The sequence below is a fragment of the Undibacterium sp. KW1 genome (assembly GCF_009937955.1).
Taxonomy (GTDB): Bacteria; Pseudomonadota; Gammaproteobacteria; order Burkholderiales; family Burkholderiaceae_D; genus Undibacterium.
This window is the reverse complement of the sequence record NZ_AP018439.1, coordinates 3,188,136-3,203,801: the sequence shown is the minus strand read 5'-3', so window position 1 is coordinate 3,203,801 and position 15,666 is coordinate 3,188,136. Positions and strand designations below refer to the sequence as shown.

Here is a 15,666-nt window from a genome sequence, read left to right as displayed (position 1 = left end):
TTGAGGCGGTTTACAAGACCTTGCCTGGATTCATAATATTCTGTGGGTCCAGCGCCATTTTGATGGCGCGCATCATGCTTAATTCCAAGCCGGATTTATACAGCCTGATCTCATCGCGTTTCAACATTCCCAGTCCATGCTCGGCAGAAATCGATCCTTTGAACTGATGTACCTGGTCATGGACTATGCGATTGATGTCGGCCTGTTGCAGGATGAATGCCGCATCGCTGCTGCCAGCAGGCGCTGAGACATTGTAGTGCAGGTTACCGTCCCCCATATGACCAAAGCAGACGATCTGGCAACCCGGAAATGCAGCTGTTAATTCTGCATCCGTGATGCGTATGAAGCGGGGGATCTGCGACACCGGGATGGAAATATCGTGCTTGATATTCTTGCCTTCTCTGGCCTGCGCTTCAGAAATATGCTCGCGCAACTTCCATAAGGTTCTTGATTGGTTGACCGAGCTTGCGCAGACCGCATCGGCAGCGTGGCCATCATTGATCGCTTGCTCCAGCACTTGCTCGATGAGGGTAATTGCATGGCTTTCTGATTCGTGGTCAGACATTTCCAGCAATGCATAATAAGGATAACTGCGAGGATGGCTGCGCTTGAATGGATGCTGAAGTTGCGGGAAATGTTTGAGTACCAGTTGCAGGCTGAAGTCAGAGATCAATTCAAATGCAGTCAGGGTTGGCCCTAATGCATGTTGACATTGCTTGAGCAGGTCCAGGGCAGCATCCGCACTATCAAGCGCTGCGAATGCGGTAATCTGGGCGCGAGGTTGCGGGAATAACTTCAACACGGCGGCTGTGATAATGCCCAGCGTACCTTCAGCACCTATAAACAAGTCGCGTAAATCGTAGCCCGTATTATCCTTGCGCAGGCCACGCAAGCCATCCCAGATGTCACCCTGAGCAGTGACGACTTCCAGCCCCAGGCATAATTCCCTGGTATTGCCATAGCGTAGAACTGCGGTGCCACCAGCATTGGTCGAGAGATTGCCACCTATGGTACAACTGCCTTCCGAGGCCAGCGACAGAGGGAATAATCTTTGCTCTTCGCTCGCTGCAGTCTGTACCTGCGCCAGCAGGCAACCAGCCTCGACTGTGATCGTGTTGTTGGCGACATCCACCGCCAATATGCGATTCATGCGTTTCAAGGAGATCACTACAGCCAGACCTGTCTGATCAGGTATGCTGCCTAATACCAGGCCGGTATTGCCACCCTGTGGTACGCAGGCGATTTTATGTGTTGCGCACAGCCGCACCAGGCTTGCCACTTCATCGGCAGACTTTGGTAGCAGCACTGCCATTGCCTTGCCGAGATAGCGCTGGCGCCAGTCTATCAAATATGGGTATTGGTCTGACGCATTCGTGATGACGAAATCATGGCCCAGAATCTTGATGCAATCAGCAAGAAAATCAACGCGCATGATATCGCCTTCGCTTGCCAGGTTCACTGTTCTGCTGCCTTTGCTGCATTCACTTTTGCCAGCGCCTTTGCGGCTTTTTTCAAGGGGCGTAAATACAGGATGACCGCAATAAAGAACAAGATGGACAAGCCAACTTCAGCCAAAGCCAGTGCTACGGACAGGGAGCTGCGGTCACTGTAGGCCCTGACTATGCCCTCGGTGAAGTACAGCCAGATCAACATTGATGACCACTGCATGGTGTAGTTATCGCGCTTGAGTACTCCGCGCAACGGTATGAGCAAGGGCAGGGTTTTAAGCACCATCCATGACCCACCCGGGCGTAAAGGTGCCAGAAACCATTCCCAGCAAATGCAAAGCAGCAGCAAGGCAATCAGGCTGGCAGAAGCGAGCAGGTAATATTTTTTCTCTGGTGTTACCGTGCTCATGCTGCAGCCTGCAATTTTTTACTGACTTCTGCCAGACGTTTGCCCAGGGCGATTGCCAGTTTGCGGCTGTCTTCTGAAATAGCTTGTGCGCCATCCTGGCCTGCCCAATGAGTTGCGCCATAGGGGCTGCCGCCGGTTGAAGTTGTCATCAGTTCAGCATTGCTATAGGGCAAGCCCAGCATCAGCATACCGTGATGCATCAGTGGCAGCATCATGCTGAGTAAAGTTGATTCCTGGCCGCCGTGCATGCTGCCGGTGGAGGTGAATACGCAGGCCGGTTTGCCAGTCAGTGTGCCAGAGAGCCAGTCGGCGGCAGTGCCATCGAGAAAATACTTCAAGGCTGCCGCCATATTGCCAAAGCGGGTGGGTGAACCCATCGCTAGTCCGGCGCATTCCTTCAGATCGGACAATTCCACATAGGGGGCGCCTTCCGACGGTACATCAGAGGCGGTTGCTTCTGCTACCGTGGAAACGGCTGGTACAGTACGCATGCGGGCATTGCAGCCTGGCACGCTTTCTATACCCTGGGCAATAAATTCTGCCATTTTTCTGGTATTGCCATGCCGTGAGTAAAATAAAACTAAAATCGTGAGTTCTTGTGTAGTCATGCTTGTATTATAGAAGTCTTTTTTCCTGGTCTCTCGTTAAAATCGAGGCACTTATATCTCTAGCTGCAAAAACTATGCGTGGTCTGTCGTGGAAACAAATACTCAATCTCTTCAAATTTGCCCTGCAGCGCCTGCAGGAAGGTCGTTTGCCACAGGTTGCCGGTAGCCTGACTTTTACCACGGTACTGGCACTGGTACCTATCCTGACTGTAGCATTTGCCATTTTTACAGCGTTCCCGCTATTTAATACCTTCCGCACTTCGCTGGAGGCGTATTTTATTCAAAGTCTGATGCCCAAGGGGATTTCCAATACAATTTTGGGTTATCTGACGCAGTTTGCCACCAAGGCGACCCGCGTTTCTGCCATCAGTGGCGTGGCCCTGATGGTGACCGCCATTACCACCATGGCCATGATAGACAAGTCATTCAACCAGATCTGGCAAGTCAAGCGCCCGCGCCCGGCTTTGCAAAGGCTGCTGGTATATTGGGCGATTGTTACTCTGGGACCTTTGCTGGTGGGTGTTTCCATCTCCAGCACGTCTTACCTGTTTACTGCCACCAGTGGGGTAGTGGGGGCAGTGCCGTTTTTGGGCGCGGTATTTTATACCCTGACTTCAATTGCATTCACGACAGGTGCATTTACCTTGCTGTATCTGATCGTGCCTAACCGTGCGGTTGAGTGGCGCGATGCAGTCTGGGGAGGTCTGTTTGCAGCGCTGGCATTTGAAATTGCCAAGCGCATATTCGCCAGCTTTGTGATTCAGTTTCCTACCTACACTATCGTGTACGGTGCCCTGGCAGCTGTACCTTTGTTTCTGGTCTGGATTTATGTGTCCTGGTTGATCATCCTGATTGGCGCGGTCATCGCTGCTGCTTTGCCGGTTGTGAAATTCGAGCGTTGGTGGCATGTGCCCACACCAGGCAGTGCTTTTGAAGATGCGGTCAGTATCTTGCAAGTGTTGGTTGACGCCCGTCTGGCAGATGCTACTGCAGCCGTGAGCGTGAATACCATACGTACCGAGACCAGACTGGGTATAGATGAAATTGAGGGTTTGCTGGAGCGCATGGCAGAAGCTGGCTGGGTTGCCAGGGTAAAAGTAGAAACCACGGCTTCACGCAGCCGCTTTTGGTTACGCAAAAATGAAGCAGGGGCTGAATTATGGATCATGCTGGTCAACCCTGCGAGCTTGCGCTTGTCAGATATTTATCGCCTGTTTGTGTTTGATTCAACGCGCGAGAGCCAATTATCGAGTCTGGTTGATCAAAGTATAGAGAATGGTTTACAACAAAGCCTGCAGACTTATTTTTATCCGGTGGGGCAAGGCTAAATGAAATTCCGTTTGATCAGTGCAAAAGAACTCGACGCGACTTTAGTGGCGCGCTGGGCGGAGTTGCGCAGTCAAAGCATTATTTATGATTGCCCGTATTATTCTCCGGCTTTCACCACCATTATCGCCAATGCCAGGGATGATGTCCGCATTCTGGTAGTGGAAGATGCTGGCGTTGTCGTCGGTATCTGGCCCTTTCATGCTTTGAGTAGTTTTCGCGCTGTCTCCGTAGGTGATTTTCTGGCAGATTATCAGGGGCCGGTGTGCGATGCATCTCTGAAATTGCACATCGCTGATGCCTTGAGCGCCATGCAGTGCCGCTATTTTTCCTTTAATCACATGCCATCCGGTTTGGGTAAGTTCAGCCAGTATGCGTGGACGAATAGTCAGTCGCATATCCTGGATTTGACCGGTGGATTTGAGGCTTATGCGCAGCGCCTGACAGAAATGCGCGACGCATCTCTTTTGAAAAAAGTGGCCACCAATGAGCGCAAGCTCAGCAAGAAGTTTGGTGAGCTGCGTTTTGAGTTGCAGAGTAGCAGCGACACTGATTTTGCTGCATTGATCGCGGGTAAACGCGACCAGTTCCAGCGCACTGTCGGGGCTGAACATGATATTTTCAGGCTGGATTGGGTCAGGCAAGTCATGGATGAAATCAGGGCAGCAAATGCACCTGATTTTGCCGGCATGTTATCGACGCTATATGCGGGCGATACTTTGATCGCGGCCCATTTTGGTATGCGTTCTGGCAAGGTAATGCATTACTGGTTCCCCTGGTATCACACAGACTTTGCCGAGCATTCACCAGGTTTGATCTTGCTGACGCAATGTGCCAGACATGCTGCGCAAACAGGTATCACTATGATAGATTTGGGCCGGGGCGACCAGCCATACAAACTGCGTTTTGCTACGGGCGCAAATCAATTGTGTGAAGGGGCTGTCAGCTCGCCGGCTATTTTGAGCAGCTTACAGGCAGGGTTGTATCACGCTAAGCAAAAATTGAAAGCTTCCAGTTTAGGGCAACACTTACGTAAATTGCGCCAGACTGCCAGGTAAGTCTGTATCAGTAAATCTGTATTAATAAGCGTTTTTATCGCCAAGCACAACCTTGATGGTGCGCCAGATAATCACGATATCCAGCCAGACTGACCAATGCTGGATATAGTAAAGATCGTATTCAATACGTTCTTCCATTTTTTCCAGCGTCTCGGTTTCGCCACGCAAACCGTTGACCTGCGCCCAGCCAGTAATGCCTGGTTTGATCTTGTGGCGGAACATATAGCCGCTGACCAGCTTACGGTACAACTCATTATGTTCAACCGCATGAGGACGGGGGCCAACCAGGCTCATTTCGCCCTTGAGGACATTGAAGAGTTGTGGCAATTCATCCAGTGAAGAACGACGCAGGAAGCGGCCAAATTTGGTAACCCGCGGATCACCAACGGTAGCCTGGACCACCCGCTCATTTGGGTTGCTCTGCCGCATACTGCGAAATTTATAAACATTGATAGGCCGCCCGGCAATGCCATACCTGACCTGTTTGAAAAACACGGATCCGGGGGAGCTCAGTTTAACGCCTATTGCGAGGAGTAGCATGATGGGCGACAGAGCAATCAGACCAAAGAAAGAACCTAGCAAGTCCAGTAAGCGTTTGGGCAGGGCGGCCAGACCTATGAAAGGAGTCTCTGTCGATGCCAGCACCGGGCGGCCTGCCAGTTCACGCAATTGTATGCCTGGCATGCCAAAGATCAGCGACTCGGGGACAAAGTAAGTGGATGCAGTGCTGTCTTCCAGAATCGCGATAATCTCTGCCAGTTCCGGTGGTTCCTTGGTGTTCAGGCCTATGAAAACCACATCGACATTCACATGGCCAGTCTCGGCATCAACGATCCAATTGGCTGCTTCAGTCAGGTCGCCCAGTCTTTCGAGGTTGCTGGGCGGGCGCGATTCATTGCGGTTGTCGAAAAAGCCGACAAAATCAATCGCAGCCAGAGGGGTGTTGCGCAGTGACTCTACCAGATCGGCACAGGCTGTATTAGACCAGATCAGTACGGCTTTGCGTCGTCTTACAGGATTTGAGTAGTAAAACACTGCCAGCTTGCGCATGATCAGCGCCGTCAGCAAAAGCGTGAATGGCGTGGTAAATAGCCAGATCAGCATGATGGCGCGTGACAGTCTTTCAGCAGACTTATCGACATAGGCGCTCATCAGCACGATCATGAACACCACAAACCAGCGAGCAGTAATGCTGGGAAAGGCGGCCAGCACATGCTTTTCTTGCAGTGTGCCCAGTAGTTGCTGGCTGGAGAAAACGATGATGCTGGAGAGGCCTGCAATCAGCATGCGCACGCCAAAAATTTCGATATCGCTATGGTCTGAATACAGGATGATGCCAAGTAGCGTCAGGTATGTCGTTATGCCAAACGCGACACCAGTAAACGCAGCCAGAATTTGCGCTGATTGTGAGGTGTTGGAGGCGGGTGAAGCATTGAGCATGGTGGTAAGGTTTTTCGCTGATATTCCTGGGGATGCTGCAGTGGTTTTTAAAACAAATTACCCGGCCTGCATATTTAGTTTTTTTGCCCTGAAAAGAGTTTCTTGATCTGGCCAAGCTGCCAGCGATGTAAATGTTCCCTGAATTCAGGATTTTCATATCTGGGCGCGCGTTTAATTGCAGCGCCGAGATAACCAGCAATAATCAATAAACCACCGATGACAAATGGTTTCTCGCGCATGCGGAAAATACCTGAGGCCAGTGCGTACAGGGGGTGATAACCCATGAACCAGATGCCACGCCCCCAACGCAGGCGGCCACGATAGACATTTTTGTCGGAAGAACCCATGAGGCGGTGATGCATGAGTATCGCATCAGGATGCAAGAAGCTTTTGGTGGTCCAGCCCTTCATGCGGGCAGTGTGGACATCTATGCCGTCCCACAAGACTTCTTCGATAAAACCACCAATTTCTTCAAATGCCGTTCTGCGGTAGAGCTTGAACTGACCCGCGACATGTTCATCAATGATGATTTCTTCTATCCTCTTGCCTTCTTCTTCGCGATAAACCTTGCCGGATACGGCGGCGAGCTTGGGTTCCTGGGCAAATTGCTCAAACATGCATTCCAGGTAGCGTGGTCCAAATGACATGTCGCCATCAAGTTTGGCGATGTATTCATATTCCTGATGCTCAATCTGGGTAATGCCATATTTAAAAGCTGCGACAACACCGCCACCTACTTTACGAAAACCTCGGTCGGGACGTTGTACCAGCCTGATGAATGGATATTGGGCAGAATATTCGCGTACGATGTCAGCTGTACCATCTTGTGAACCATCATCGACGATGATCCACTCTACCGGTTTGACGGTTTGCGCTACCATAGAGTCCAGCGTCAGCCTGATCAGGTCGGCCTCGTCACGCACCGGCGCAATGATGACCAGAGGTACCACTCTGGCAGGACTTGCTGATGGCTGTGTGCTCGGGCTTTGCATAATTAGTCTTTCTTACTTTTATTTGCATGTTAACTGAGCTTTGAGTTGCCCACAATTCAATAAAGGTTAATTTTTGTAATTAAATAGCAATGCTAATAATGCTGCCACCCTATTGCTACAAGGTTTTGTTGTCCTGACAAAAATTTGCATCTATTCTTACTATTGCAATATAAAATGAAGTTCTTTATAAGAAATGCCTGATTCAGATGACAATTTGGTCCAAATTTTCTGCTGTTACTGAGATAACTGCCCGCAAACTACTGCCTGCAGTGCTGGCGTTTGCATTTATCGGGCAGGTGCAGGCGCAAGAGATCAAGGCTATCCCTGCAAATGGTATGAAACTGGAAAGTCAGTTGTTGCAAATACCTCAGGCAGACAAAGCGCCGGCAACAGCATCTGTGCCAGTACCAAACACGGTAAAGAATGCCACAGATGACTTGCCTGGCGATGCAGCCTCTGATGTCATAGGCGAGGGCGATCAGTTGCTGATCAATGTATTCGGACAGCCCGACCTGACTGCCGACGTCACCATAGGTGAGAGTGGCGTCATCACCCTGCCGCTGGTGGGTACGGTAGAAGTCAAAGGCCGCACAGCGACAGAAATTGCCGCCACCTTTGCAAAGAAGCTGGAGCAGGGGCAATACATTAAAAATCCCCGGGTTTCCATCAAGGTCATACAACAGCTGAGCAGGACTTTTTCAGTCCTGGGCGAAGTATTGCGGCCGGGGCGCTATCCCCTGACAGGGCAAATCAGTATTCTGGAAGCCTTGAGCCTGGCTGGTGGTGTCTCACAGAAGGCCGAGAAAAGCTTGCGTATCTTGCGCCGTGAACCCGGCAAACCTGCTTCGGAATTGCAAGAATATGCATCCGTCAAGCTGGAGCTGGACGCAACAAAGCTGGCGCCAGAGCTGGCACAAAAAATCCAGCCGAATGATGTCTTGTTCGTGCCCCAATTGAAGAACTTTTATGTCTATGGTGAGGTACGCCGTCCTGGTATGTATCCTATGGAAGATGATTTGAATGTCATGCGGGTGTTATCCATAGGCGGCGGGGTGACAGAGCGGGGTTCGGTCAGGCGCATCATCATCCATCGCAAGACAGAAAGTGGCGAGTTGCGCGAAATTTCGGCAGGTATTGCCGACCGGGTATTGCCGGGCGATGTGGTATTTATCAACGAAAGAATATTCTGACGCGTATGATAAAAACCTCCCCAAGTGAATTGGTCTTGTCCTTCGCCCAGATAGGGGCAATGTTGCGGGCGCGCCAGTTGTTAATCGCCTTTGTCATGATAGTCGCTGTTGTTGGTGCGGCCATTGCCAGTTTGATTTTGCCCAAGACTTATGTGGCGGTAGCAGATATTTTTATCGATTACCGCGTCAATGACCCTATCGGTGGCCGCCAATTCCACCCCATGCAGGATGAAAGTTATCTGCAGACCCAGTTCGATGTTATCAAGAGCGTACAGGTTGCTGAACGCGTGATACAGGCATTGGGCTTGCAGACCACGCCAGAGGCCAAGCGCTTTGTGCAAAGGTATGGCGAGCAGCGCGGCTTGCGCGCACTGGCTGAATCCATCGTCAGGAATACCGATGTGTCGCCGCACAAGAATAGCCGCGTCATAGAAATCCAGTATTCATCGAGTGACCCCAAGCATGCCAAAGAAGTTGCCAATGCTGTCGTCAAGGCCTATATAGATTTGTCGCTGGAGATGATGAATGCACCAGCCAGGGCCAGGCGTGACCAATACAACGCCCAGCTTGAGTCCATGAGTCGGCAGATTGATGAGTTGCAAAAAAAACTGACGGCTTACCAGCAGGAATATCAGATTGTTGATGTCGATGAGCGAGCTGACATCGAATCCAAGCAAATGAATGCCTTGAGTGTGCGCCTGATTGATGTGCAACTTCAAAAAGTGGAAGCCCAGGCCAAGCGCCAGTCGCTGGAAAAACTCGTACGCGAAGGTAATCCAGAATCAGATATCCCTGAGATTGCTGGCATAGGCCATATCTCAGGCCTGAAAGCTGCCCTGATTTCGCTTGATGCACAGTTGGCCAATGCCAAGATTACTCTGGGTGTGCGCCACCCCAAATACATGGCGATCAATGACGAGAGGCAGGCGCTGCTGGACAAACTCAAAAGAGAGTCTGCCACTGCATTTGAAATGCTTGGTGCCTCTGAAGCGCGCCTGAGCCAACAGGAAAAAGTTATAGAAACAGAGATCGCCAGCTATCAGAAAAAGACGTTTGAAAACAAGAAACACAGGGACGTCATCAGCTCTTACCAGCGTCAGCTTGATAGCGTGCAAAAGATTTACAATGCCGCCATACAAAAATTTGATGAGTTGCTGATGACCAGTAATGTGGCCATCTCAAATGCCTCAGTCATGCAATGGGCAGAGCTGCCGGAGAAGCATGCCAAGCCACTGCTGCGCAACAACCTGGTGTTTGGCTTGCTGGCTGGCGTCGTGTTTGGCTTTGGCCTGGCCTTCCTGCTCGAATTGATGAACCGCCGTGTACGTTGCCTGGAAGATCTGGAACGTGAATTTGATGAACCTGTGATGGCAAAAATTGGATTTGATGAGAAACTGAGCGGCAATGGACAGGGTGAGGGTGGTTTGCATGCAAACAGCTGAAACCATGAATCCGCCAGCCTCTAAAATAGGCCGGCTAGGCGAATTATTCCTGCAAAAAGGTTTACTCGCGCCTGAGCAGATCGACCAGATCGCACAACTGCAAAAAGAAAAAAAACTCAGGTTTGGTGATGCAGCACTGGCGCTGGGTTACCTGAGCCAGACGCAGCTTGATCAGGCTTTGGGTGAGCAATTCGGTTACTCAACCAAGGACTTGATAAATGGCAGTGCCGACAAGTCCCTCAAATTCTTTTATTTCCCCTTCAGTAAAGAGGCAGAAGAAATCCGCCGCCTGCGCAGTGAATTACTGTTGAAGTTCAGCGGCCAGGAGAAAATCAAGATCACCCTGGTCAGCCCGGCACGCCGCGATGGTAAATCCTATATGGCAGCCAGCCTGGCTATCGCCTTGTCGCAAGTTGGCAAGCGTACTTTGCTGATAGATGCAGACCTGCGTAGCGGAAAGCTGCATGAATATTTCTCACTCGGCAAGCCAGATGGTTTGTCTTCTGTGTTGGCGGGGCGTATTAAAGCATCCGATGCCCTGATACAGCTGATGCCGAATTTACATTTCTTGCCAGCCGGGCCGCAACCGCCTAACCCGCTGGAGATTTTGCGTGCCCCGCGCATGCGCGAATTGCTTGATTCCTGTTCCGATCAGTTCGATGCTTTCGTGGTTGATACCCATACAGCGACACTGGCATCGGATGCCCAGATGGTTGCTCATCAGACCGGGAGTGTATTGCTGGTAGCCAGAAAAGACCATACCTATGTCGATGAGCTGCGCCAGGCCAAGGCAGACATGCAGGCAGCCGGTGTCGAGGTGCTGGGAACGATTTTCAATCAATATGAGCCTGCAGGGACAGTACGTTTTGCGCCATTCACCTGGGTAATGCGTTTGCTGTCCAGATTATTCCGGCGGAAAAGCTGAGTTCATAATGCCTGAACTGAGTATCTGCATTTGCACTTATAAAAGGCCGGAATTGTTACGGCGCTTGTTGCAAGCTATCTTGACGCAAACTTTACGGGACGTGGCTATTGAAGTAGTGGTTGTTGATAATGACGTCAACAAGTCTGCTGCGGCCGAGCTGGCTGAAATGGCAACTGGCTTCGCCGGAAGCCTCAAGGCGCTGAATCTGGCAAATTCAAATATTTCACTGGCCAGGAATGCAGCTATTGCCGCCGCCAGCGGACAATGGATAGTCATGATTGATGATGACGAAGTACCGGTGCCAGACTGGCTGGAGCAACTGTTGAAAGTGCAAAAGGCTGAGCAAGCCGATGTGGTATTTGCACCGGTGCTGCCTGAGTACTCAGAAAGTACACCAGCCTGGATACGTGAGGGCGGCTACTTTGACCGCCGCCGCATGCCTACCGGCACAAAAATAGATCATAAGGACGCCCGTAGTGGCAACGTGCTGGTTCGTCGTTCAATATTGCAGGATATAGCTGCATCCCAGAAAGATGGCATAGGCCCGTTCGACCCTGCCTTTGGTACGACGGGTGGGGAAGATACCATGTTGTTTCGCCGTCTGGATAAACTGGGGGCCGTCATGGTCTGGTGTGATGAAGCTCCTGCTGACGAATTTATTCCGGCGGACAGGGCTACCGCAAAATGGCTATTGCAAAGGTCCTACCGCACCGGGCAGTTATTCATCCGCACCGAACTGGCGATGCTCGAAGGTGGCAAAAAAATCAGTTCTGCACTGTTGCTCAGCGCCCGGGCCTGCGTGCAATTTGTGCTGGCTTTGTTATTCGCCTTGCTGTTATTGCCTTTTAAATTCCTGCGCAGCTTCACCTGGCTCAGGGTGGCTGCTTCGCAACTGGGCAAACTCAGTTATTTCTGGGGTAGCGCCAGCCATGCCTATGGCGCACTTGAAAAGCAAAAAAGACTATAACAATCTTTGTCGCACGCACTTCCTCGTTTGAGGAACTGAGGCTTCAGCGCGTCACTTTTTGTTTTGGTTTATTTGCTTCTTCCGCATGAAGTTTTAATCTCCTGGTGGTTGAAGTGGCTGCAATCATGCTGAACATGAAGAAGACATTTTGAAAAACGAAACCACGGAATAAGCTGCTTTCTGTGAAATTTGTCGTAACGACAATAATTAATATTGTGCTCCAGAAGGCTGCTTGCTGGCGGTCAAGGCGGGAGAGTACAATCAGCAACCTCACTTGCGTTGCCAGTGTCAGTATTACCAGTATCAAACCTATCAAGCCTTGTTCATTGAGTATATCCATATAGCCATTGTGTGACTGCAGTGGTATCCAGTGCAGGGCATCAATGATAAATTGGGATAAGCTGTCTGGCCCAAGCCAGAACGCACCATAGCCCAGACCAATAAGGTAGTGCTTGTTGATTTCCAGCCAGACCAGTTCCCAGATATCCGTCCTCCCGGTCAGATCTGTCCCCTTGCCAAACAATCCGGCAATGGGGGATGCCGCTTCCTGCCAGGTCGGCAGACGGGATTCGTGCATGAAAAATATGTAAACAACGACGATAAGTACACAAAAAAATGCAAGCGCTGCGCGCGTCAGCGCATAGGATGACGACAAATAACGTTTGCGCAATAGATGAAATACGCCTGTCGCCATCAACGCAATAATCATGCTGGTTGAGCTTTTACTCATGACCAGCATGAAAAAAGAGAATAGCAAACCAAGCATCAGTGGTTTGATTCCCATAGTTTCTGTACATGCCTTGACTTGCCATAAAAGTATGCTGAGTGCCGCTATCTGGCCCAATTCATTTTTTTGGGACAATGCGCCACGCCATGCACCGCCAAGCTCGTAATCCACACCTATGCTGGGAATGGCAATGGCAATGAAAAAAGACAGGATCAGCATGCACATCAAGGTATACAAAATATGATTGACCACCATTTGTAGTGGTCTTGCTGCGAGTTGTATGCTCAAACCTATCATGACCAAACCATAAAGCTGTATGGCTCGCTTGATTGTCGTGGCTGGCAAAGGCGACCAAATGCATGAAGCCAGACACCAGATCAGTACGATGATGAGAAAAGGATTCATCGCCCTCAAATCTTGCGTCGCCTCAGCCAGATGGCGGTAAAGTACAAAACCGGCCAGCAAGAACAGGCTACCCCACTGCAATTTAGTGGTCATGGACCCTTCCATTGTCAGGGAGGAAGAACCGGTGTAGTCCCAGGAGATACCATAAGGCATCAAAGAAAAAACCACGAACAGAATGATCATCAGTTTGACGATTCTGGTTTCCAGCAGGTTCAGGCTGGTATTGCCGGGCAGTACGGACAAATTTTGCATTTCTCAATACTAATGTCATGTGTTTGTGCGATATTCTAATGGCTACCTTGTCTGTTGCGACCCAAACTATGAAGTATTTTCGATTGCAGGCCTTTTTCGTCTTCAGATTGACGCTGCTGAGCCTTGTTTGTTTTCATTCATCTTTAGTGCTTGCCGGTGATATTGCCTGGTACCGCTTTGAGATTAATGAAGATGCATTGTCGCCAATGGTGGATTTTGGTGGTATGAATCACCCTTTGGATGCGGGTGACCGGATATTCGTTAAGCAGGGACATTTTTACCGGGTGGGCCCAGATGGCAGGGCGGGTACAAAAGACGATGCACGCGTACGTTTTTTTGGCATCAGCCTGTCCAGTGCGGCAAACTTTCCTGAAGAAAAAGACGCACAAAAAATCGCCCGCCGTTTGCGCAAGCTGGGTTTTAATGCAGTGCGCCTGCACCATTTGGATAGCATACTCAGCGATAGCCTGGATCAGCCGCGTGGTATTTTGACTACAGCAGCATATCCCAGCTTCAATGAAGCTGCCTTGCGGCGTTTGCGTGTGTTTATTGATGCGCTCAAGGCAGAAGGCCTGTACGTCAATTTGAACCTGCATGTGGGTTATCAATTTCGCCCGGCGGTTGATCAGGTCACGCCTTTGATGGCAGGTGAGCAAATGCCTTTTGCCAGCCATCCACTGCATTTGTTTGAGCCACGCATGATCAGTCTGCAGGCAGAGTATGTGCAGCAACTATTGCGCAGGCTGGAGCTCAGGGATGATCCCGCCCTGGCGATGGTTGAAATCAATAATGAATCTTCTTTGCTTGGCGCCTGGCAAAGAAAGCAACTCGACGGCCTGACAGGTGAATATGAAAGAGCCTTGCAGCAGCACTGGCAAAAATGGGTGCTGCGCCAGCATGGACATGCCGACAATGCCTGCAAGCTATGGGATAGCTGTTCAATGCCGCGCAAAGGCGTCATCAATGTCAAGTCGTCCGAGGCCAATATACTTGAATACGGCGAAGGCTGGGTCGCGGGTGTGCAGCGTTTTTCGCGACGCGCAATCAATAAGCTGGGTTGGGAGACGCCGGCATCCCTGCAACAGCAATACCGCCCACATCAAAAGGGCAATGGCCGCAGGGTGCTCGACTATGTACGGTTTTTGTCTGATCTTGATCAGCAATATTTGAATCTGATCCGCAAGACTGTAAGGCAGGAAGCAGGGGATTTATTGCCTGTGACTGGTACGCAAATGTATTTTGGTGGAGTAGCACTGGCCGACGCGCAGCAGCAGATGGATTATGTTGATGAGCACTTTTATGTGGATCACTATGATTTTCCGCATAAGGAGTGGGACAGGAATGACTGGCGCATACGCAATAATTCCGTCTTGCGCGAGGGTTGGCAATCGCTGTTGCAGCGTGCATATGTGCGCGATGCGCGCAAGCCCTTTGTGGTCAGTGAATTCAATCAGGCTTTTCCAAATCGGCAGTCGGCAGAAATTCTGCCTGTCATGAGTGCGTTTGCCAGCGCCCAGGACTGGGATGGGCTGTTTCTGTTTCATTACATTGATGGTGATGTATGGCGGTCCGTGCCGGACAGTTTTGGGCTTAGTGGCCACAGCGGTCAACTCGTGGTCAGTGGCATGGCGGCGGCCCTGTTCAGACAATACCAGGTGCAGCCATTGCCAACGCAGATGAATATCAACCTGGCACCTGAAGAGCGCACAATGCTGGGCGCTTTGCGTGATGGTGTCAGTGGCGGTGGAATGCCTGCCTGGCTACAGGCGCAATACGGCATTGACTACCGGCATGCTTTTTATACCCGTGTAGCCATGATGTATGGCACGCAAACAAGGCAGGTTGGGCCGGTGCAGCACACTGCCAGATTGTGGCATGAAGATGATATGACCTGGGCCGCAGCCGGGGGACAATTACGTTACGGTGAATCTGGCCCTTGGCTGGCAGCAGAAACTGCTTATACGCGCCTGTTCGCGGGACGCAAAGCGCCGGGCTCTGTCATTATGGAAGCAGATAAATACCTGCCTGTGTTTTCAGAAAAAGGGCGGCAATATGGCGTCATTATGCTGAGCAGCCGCGATGCTTTGCCTTTGAAGCATAGTCGCCACCTGTTGCTGGTATTGAGTGGTGCCACGACGACTACGCAAGCTGGCGTCCAACCTGAACGTCCTAAACAATTGTTGAATTACGAGGGGCAATCTGGATGGTGGACGCTGGAGCCTGACCTGGCAACAGCCAGAAAACCTTCCGGTTCGCTGGAAGGCCTTGCGCCAGTATGGCTGGAGCGTATCCCGGTCAAGTTATTTCATGCCAGCAAAAGCAAAAAGATGACGGTGTATCCGCTGGATGGAAATGGTGTACGCATGAAAGCACTGGCCAGTTCTGCCATCAGGAAAAAGCCAGATGGTTTTGAGCTTGACTTTGACTTTCCGTCGCCCTGGTATGAGATTGTGCTCGAATAAGCCTGCGGCTGTCGT

At 50.8% G+C, this 15,666-nt stretch carries 13 protein-coding genes; 7 read left to right on the top strand and 6 right to left on the bottom strand.

Features of this window, described 5'->3' with window-relative positions:
* Positions 1-10 precede the first annotated feature (10 nt).
* From UNDKW_RS14380 to wrbA, 3 genes are read right to left on the bottom strand one after another with little or no spacing between them, the layout of a single operon-like run.
* Entirely contained in the window at positions 11-1,432 is a 1,422-nt protein-coding gene (locus UNDKW_RS14380) for an FAD-binding oxidoreductase (RefSeq protein WP_162061939.1), read from the bottom strand.
* A gap of 23 nt (positions 1,433-1,455) precedes the next feature.
* Entirely contained in the window at positions 1,456-1,857 is a 402-nt protein-coding gene (locus tag UNDKW_RS14375; protein ID WP_162059248.1) for a DUF2069 domain-containing protein, read from the bottom strand.
* Positions 1,854-2,465, bottom strand: a complete 612-nt coding sequence (gene wrbA / locus UNDKW_RS14370; RefSeq protein ID WP_162059247.1) for an NAD(P)H:quinone oxidoreductase — start codon at positions 2,463-2,465, stop codon at positions 1,854-1,856. Before wrbA ends, UNDKW_RS14375 begins: the two co-directional genes overlap by 4 nt.
* Before the next feature lie 74 nt (positions 2,466-2,539).
* On the opposite strand from wrbA, the gene UNDKW_RS14365 reads away from it, so the two are divergent.
* Together UNDKW_RS14365 and UNDKW_RS14360 are read left to right on the top strand one after the other, a co-directional pair.
* Complete coding sequence (locus tag UNDKW_RS14365) at positions 2,540-3,793, top strand: YihY family inner membrane protein (protein WP_162059246.1); 1,254 nt, start codon at positions 2,540-2,542, stop codon at positions 3,791-3,793.
* Complete coding sequence (locus UNDKW_RS14360; protein WP_162059245.1) at positions 3,794-4,849, top strand: GNAT family N-acetyltransferase; 1,056 nt, start codon at positions 3,794-3,796, stop codon at positions 4,847-4,849.
* A 21-nt stretch (positions 4,850-4,870) separates the two neighbouring features.
* On the opposite strand, the gene UNDKW_RS14355 is transcribed toward UNDKW_RS14360, so the two are convergent.
* Complete coding sequence (locus tag UNDKW_RS14355) at positions 4,871-6,289, bottom strand: undecaprenyl-phosphate glucose phosphotransferase (protein ID WP_162059244.1); 1,419 nt, start codon at positions 6,287-6,289, stop codon at positions 4,871-4,873.
* A gap of 74 nt (positions 6,290-6,363) precedes the next feature.
* A complete protein-coding gene (locus UNDKW_RS14350; RefSeq protein ID WP_162059243.1) occupies positions 6,364-7,281 on the bottom strand; it encodes a glycosyltransferase family 2 protein in 918 nt (305 codons plus the stop codon).
* 206 nt (positions 7,282-7,487) lie between these two features.
* Here UNDKW_RS14350 and UNDKW_RS14345 point away from each other — a divergent pair, with 206 nt between their 5' ends.
* The 4 genes from UNDKW_RS14345 to UNDKW_RS14330 are packed head-to-tail and all read left to right on the top strand — an operon-like array spanning position 7,488 to position 11,805.
* Complete coding sequence (locus tag UNDKW_RS14345) at positions 7,488-8,471, top strand: polysaccharide biosynthesis/export family protein (protein ID WP_162059242.1); 984 nt, start codon at positions 7,488-7,490, stop codon at positions 8,469-8,471.
* Between the two features lie 5 nt (positions 8,472-8,476).
* Positions 8,477-9,913, top strand: coding sequence for a Wzz/FepE/Etk N-terminal domain-containing protein (locus UNDKW_RS14340; protein ID WP_162059241.1), 1,437 nt, complete (start codon positions 8,477-8,479; stop codon positions 9,911-9,913).
* Positions 9,900-10,838: a polysaccharide biosynthesis tyrosine autokinase gene (locus UNDKW_RS14335; RefSeq protein ID WP_162059240.1), complete on the top strand. Its 939-nt coding sequence runs from the start codon at positions 9,900-9,902 to the stop codon at positions 10,836-10,838. The genes UNDKW_RS14340 and UNDKW_RS14335 overlap by 14 nt, the downstream gene beginning before the upstream one ends.
* 7 nt (positions 10,839-10,845) lie before the next feature.
* A complete protein-coding gene (locus UNDKW_RS14330) occupies positions 10,846-11,805 on the top strand; it encodes a glycosyltransferase family 2 protein (protein WP_162059239.1) in 960 nt (319 codons plus the stop codon).
* Between the two features lie 43 nt (positions 11,806-11,848).
* Here the strand turns inward: UNDKW_RS14330 and UNDKW_RS14325 are convergent, their stop codons facing one another.
* Positions 11,849-13,189 carry an O-antigen ligase gene (locus UNDKW_RS14325; RefSeq protein ID WP_162059238.1) on the bottom strand — a complete coding sequence of 447 codons (1,341 nt, stop codon included), beginning with the start codon at positions 13,187-13,189 and terminating at the stop codon, positions 11,849-11,851.
* 224 nt (positions 13,190-13,413) lie between these two features.
* On the opposite strand from UNDKW_RS14325, the gene UNDKW_RS14320 reads away from it, so the two are divergent.
* Positions 13,414-15,651 (top strand): cellulase family glycosylhydrolase, encoded by a 2,238-nt coding sequence (locus UNDKW_RS14320; protein ID WP_162059237.1) that lies wholly within the window; start codon positions 13,414-13,416, stop codon positions 15,649-15,651.
* The last annotated feature ends 15 nt before the right edge of the window (positions 15,652-15,666 follow it).

Excerpts from the sequence above, each read along its gene's own strand:
- UNDKW_RS14380 (WP_162061939.1), bottom strand. The coding sequence starts at position 1,432 with ATGCGCGTTGATTTTCTTGCTGATTGCATCAAGATTCTGGGCCATGAT.
- UNDKW_RS14375 (WP_162059248.1), bottom strand. The coding sequence starts at position 1,857 with ATGAGCACGGTAACACCAGAGAAAAAATATTACCTGCTCGCTTCTGCC.
- wrbA (WP_162059247.1), bottom strand. The coding sequence starts at position 2,465 with ATGACTACACAAGAACTCACGATTTTAGTTTTATTTTACTCACGGCAT.
- UNDKW_RS14365 (WP_162059246.1), top strand. The coding sequence starts at position 2,540 with ATGCGTGGTCTGTCGTGGAAACAAATACTCAATCTCTTCAAATTTGCC.
- UNDKW_RS14360 (WP_162059245.1), top strand. The coding sequence starts at position 3,794 with ATGAAATTCCGTTTGATCAGTGCAAAAGAACTCGACGCGACTTTAGTG.
- UNDKW_RS14355 (WP_162059244.1), bottom strand. The coding sequence starts at position 6,289 with ATGCTCAATGCTTCACCCGCCTCCAACACCTCACAATCAGCGCAAATT.
- UNDKW_RS14350 (WP_162059243.1), bottom strand. The coding sequence starts at position 7,281 with ATGCAAAGCCCGAGCACACAGCCATCAGCAAGTCCTGCCAGAGTGGTA.
- UNDKW_RS14345 (WP_162059242.1), top strand. The coding sequence starts at position 7,488 with ATGACAATTTGGTCCAAATTTTCTGCTGTTACTGAGATAACTGCCCGC.
- UNDKW_RS14340 (WP_162059241.1), top strand. The coding sequence starts at position 8,477 with ATGATAAAAACCTCCCCAAGTGAATTGGTCTTGTCCTTCGCCCAGATA.
- UNDKW_RS14335 (WP_162059240.1), top strand. The coding sequence starts at position 9,900 with ATGCAAACAGCTGAAACCATGAATCCGCCAGCCTCTAAAATAGGCCGG.
- UNDKW_RS14330 (WP_162059239.1), top strand. The coding sequence starts at position 10,846 with ATGCCTGAACTGAGTATCTGCATTTGCACTTATAAAAGGCCGGAATTG.
- UNDKW_RS14325 (WP_162059238.1), bottom strand. The coding sequence starts at position 13,189 with ATGCAAAATTTGTCCGTACTGCCCGGCAATACCAGCCTGAACCTGCTG.
- UNDKW_RS14320 (WP_162059237.1), top strand. The coding sequence starts at position 13,414 with ATGAATCACCCTTTGGATGCGGGTGACCGGATATTCGTTAAGCAGGGA.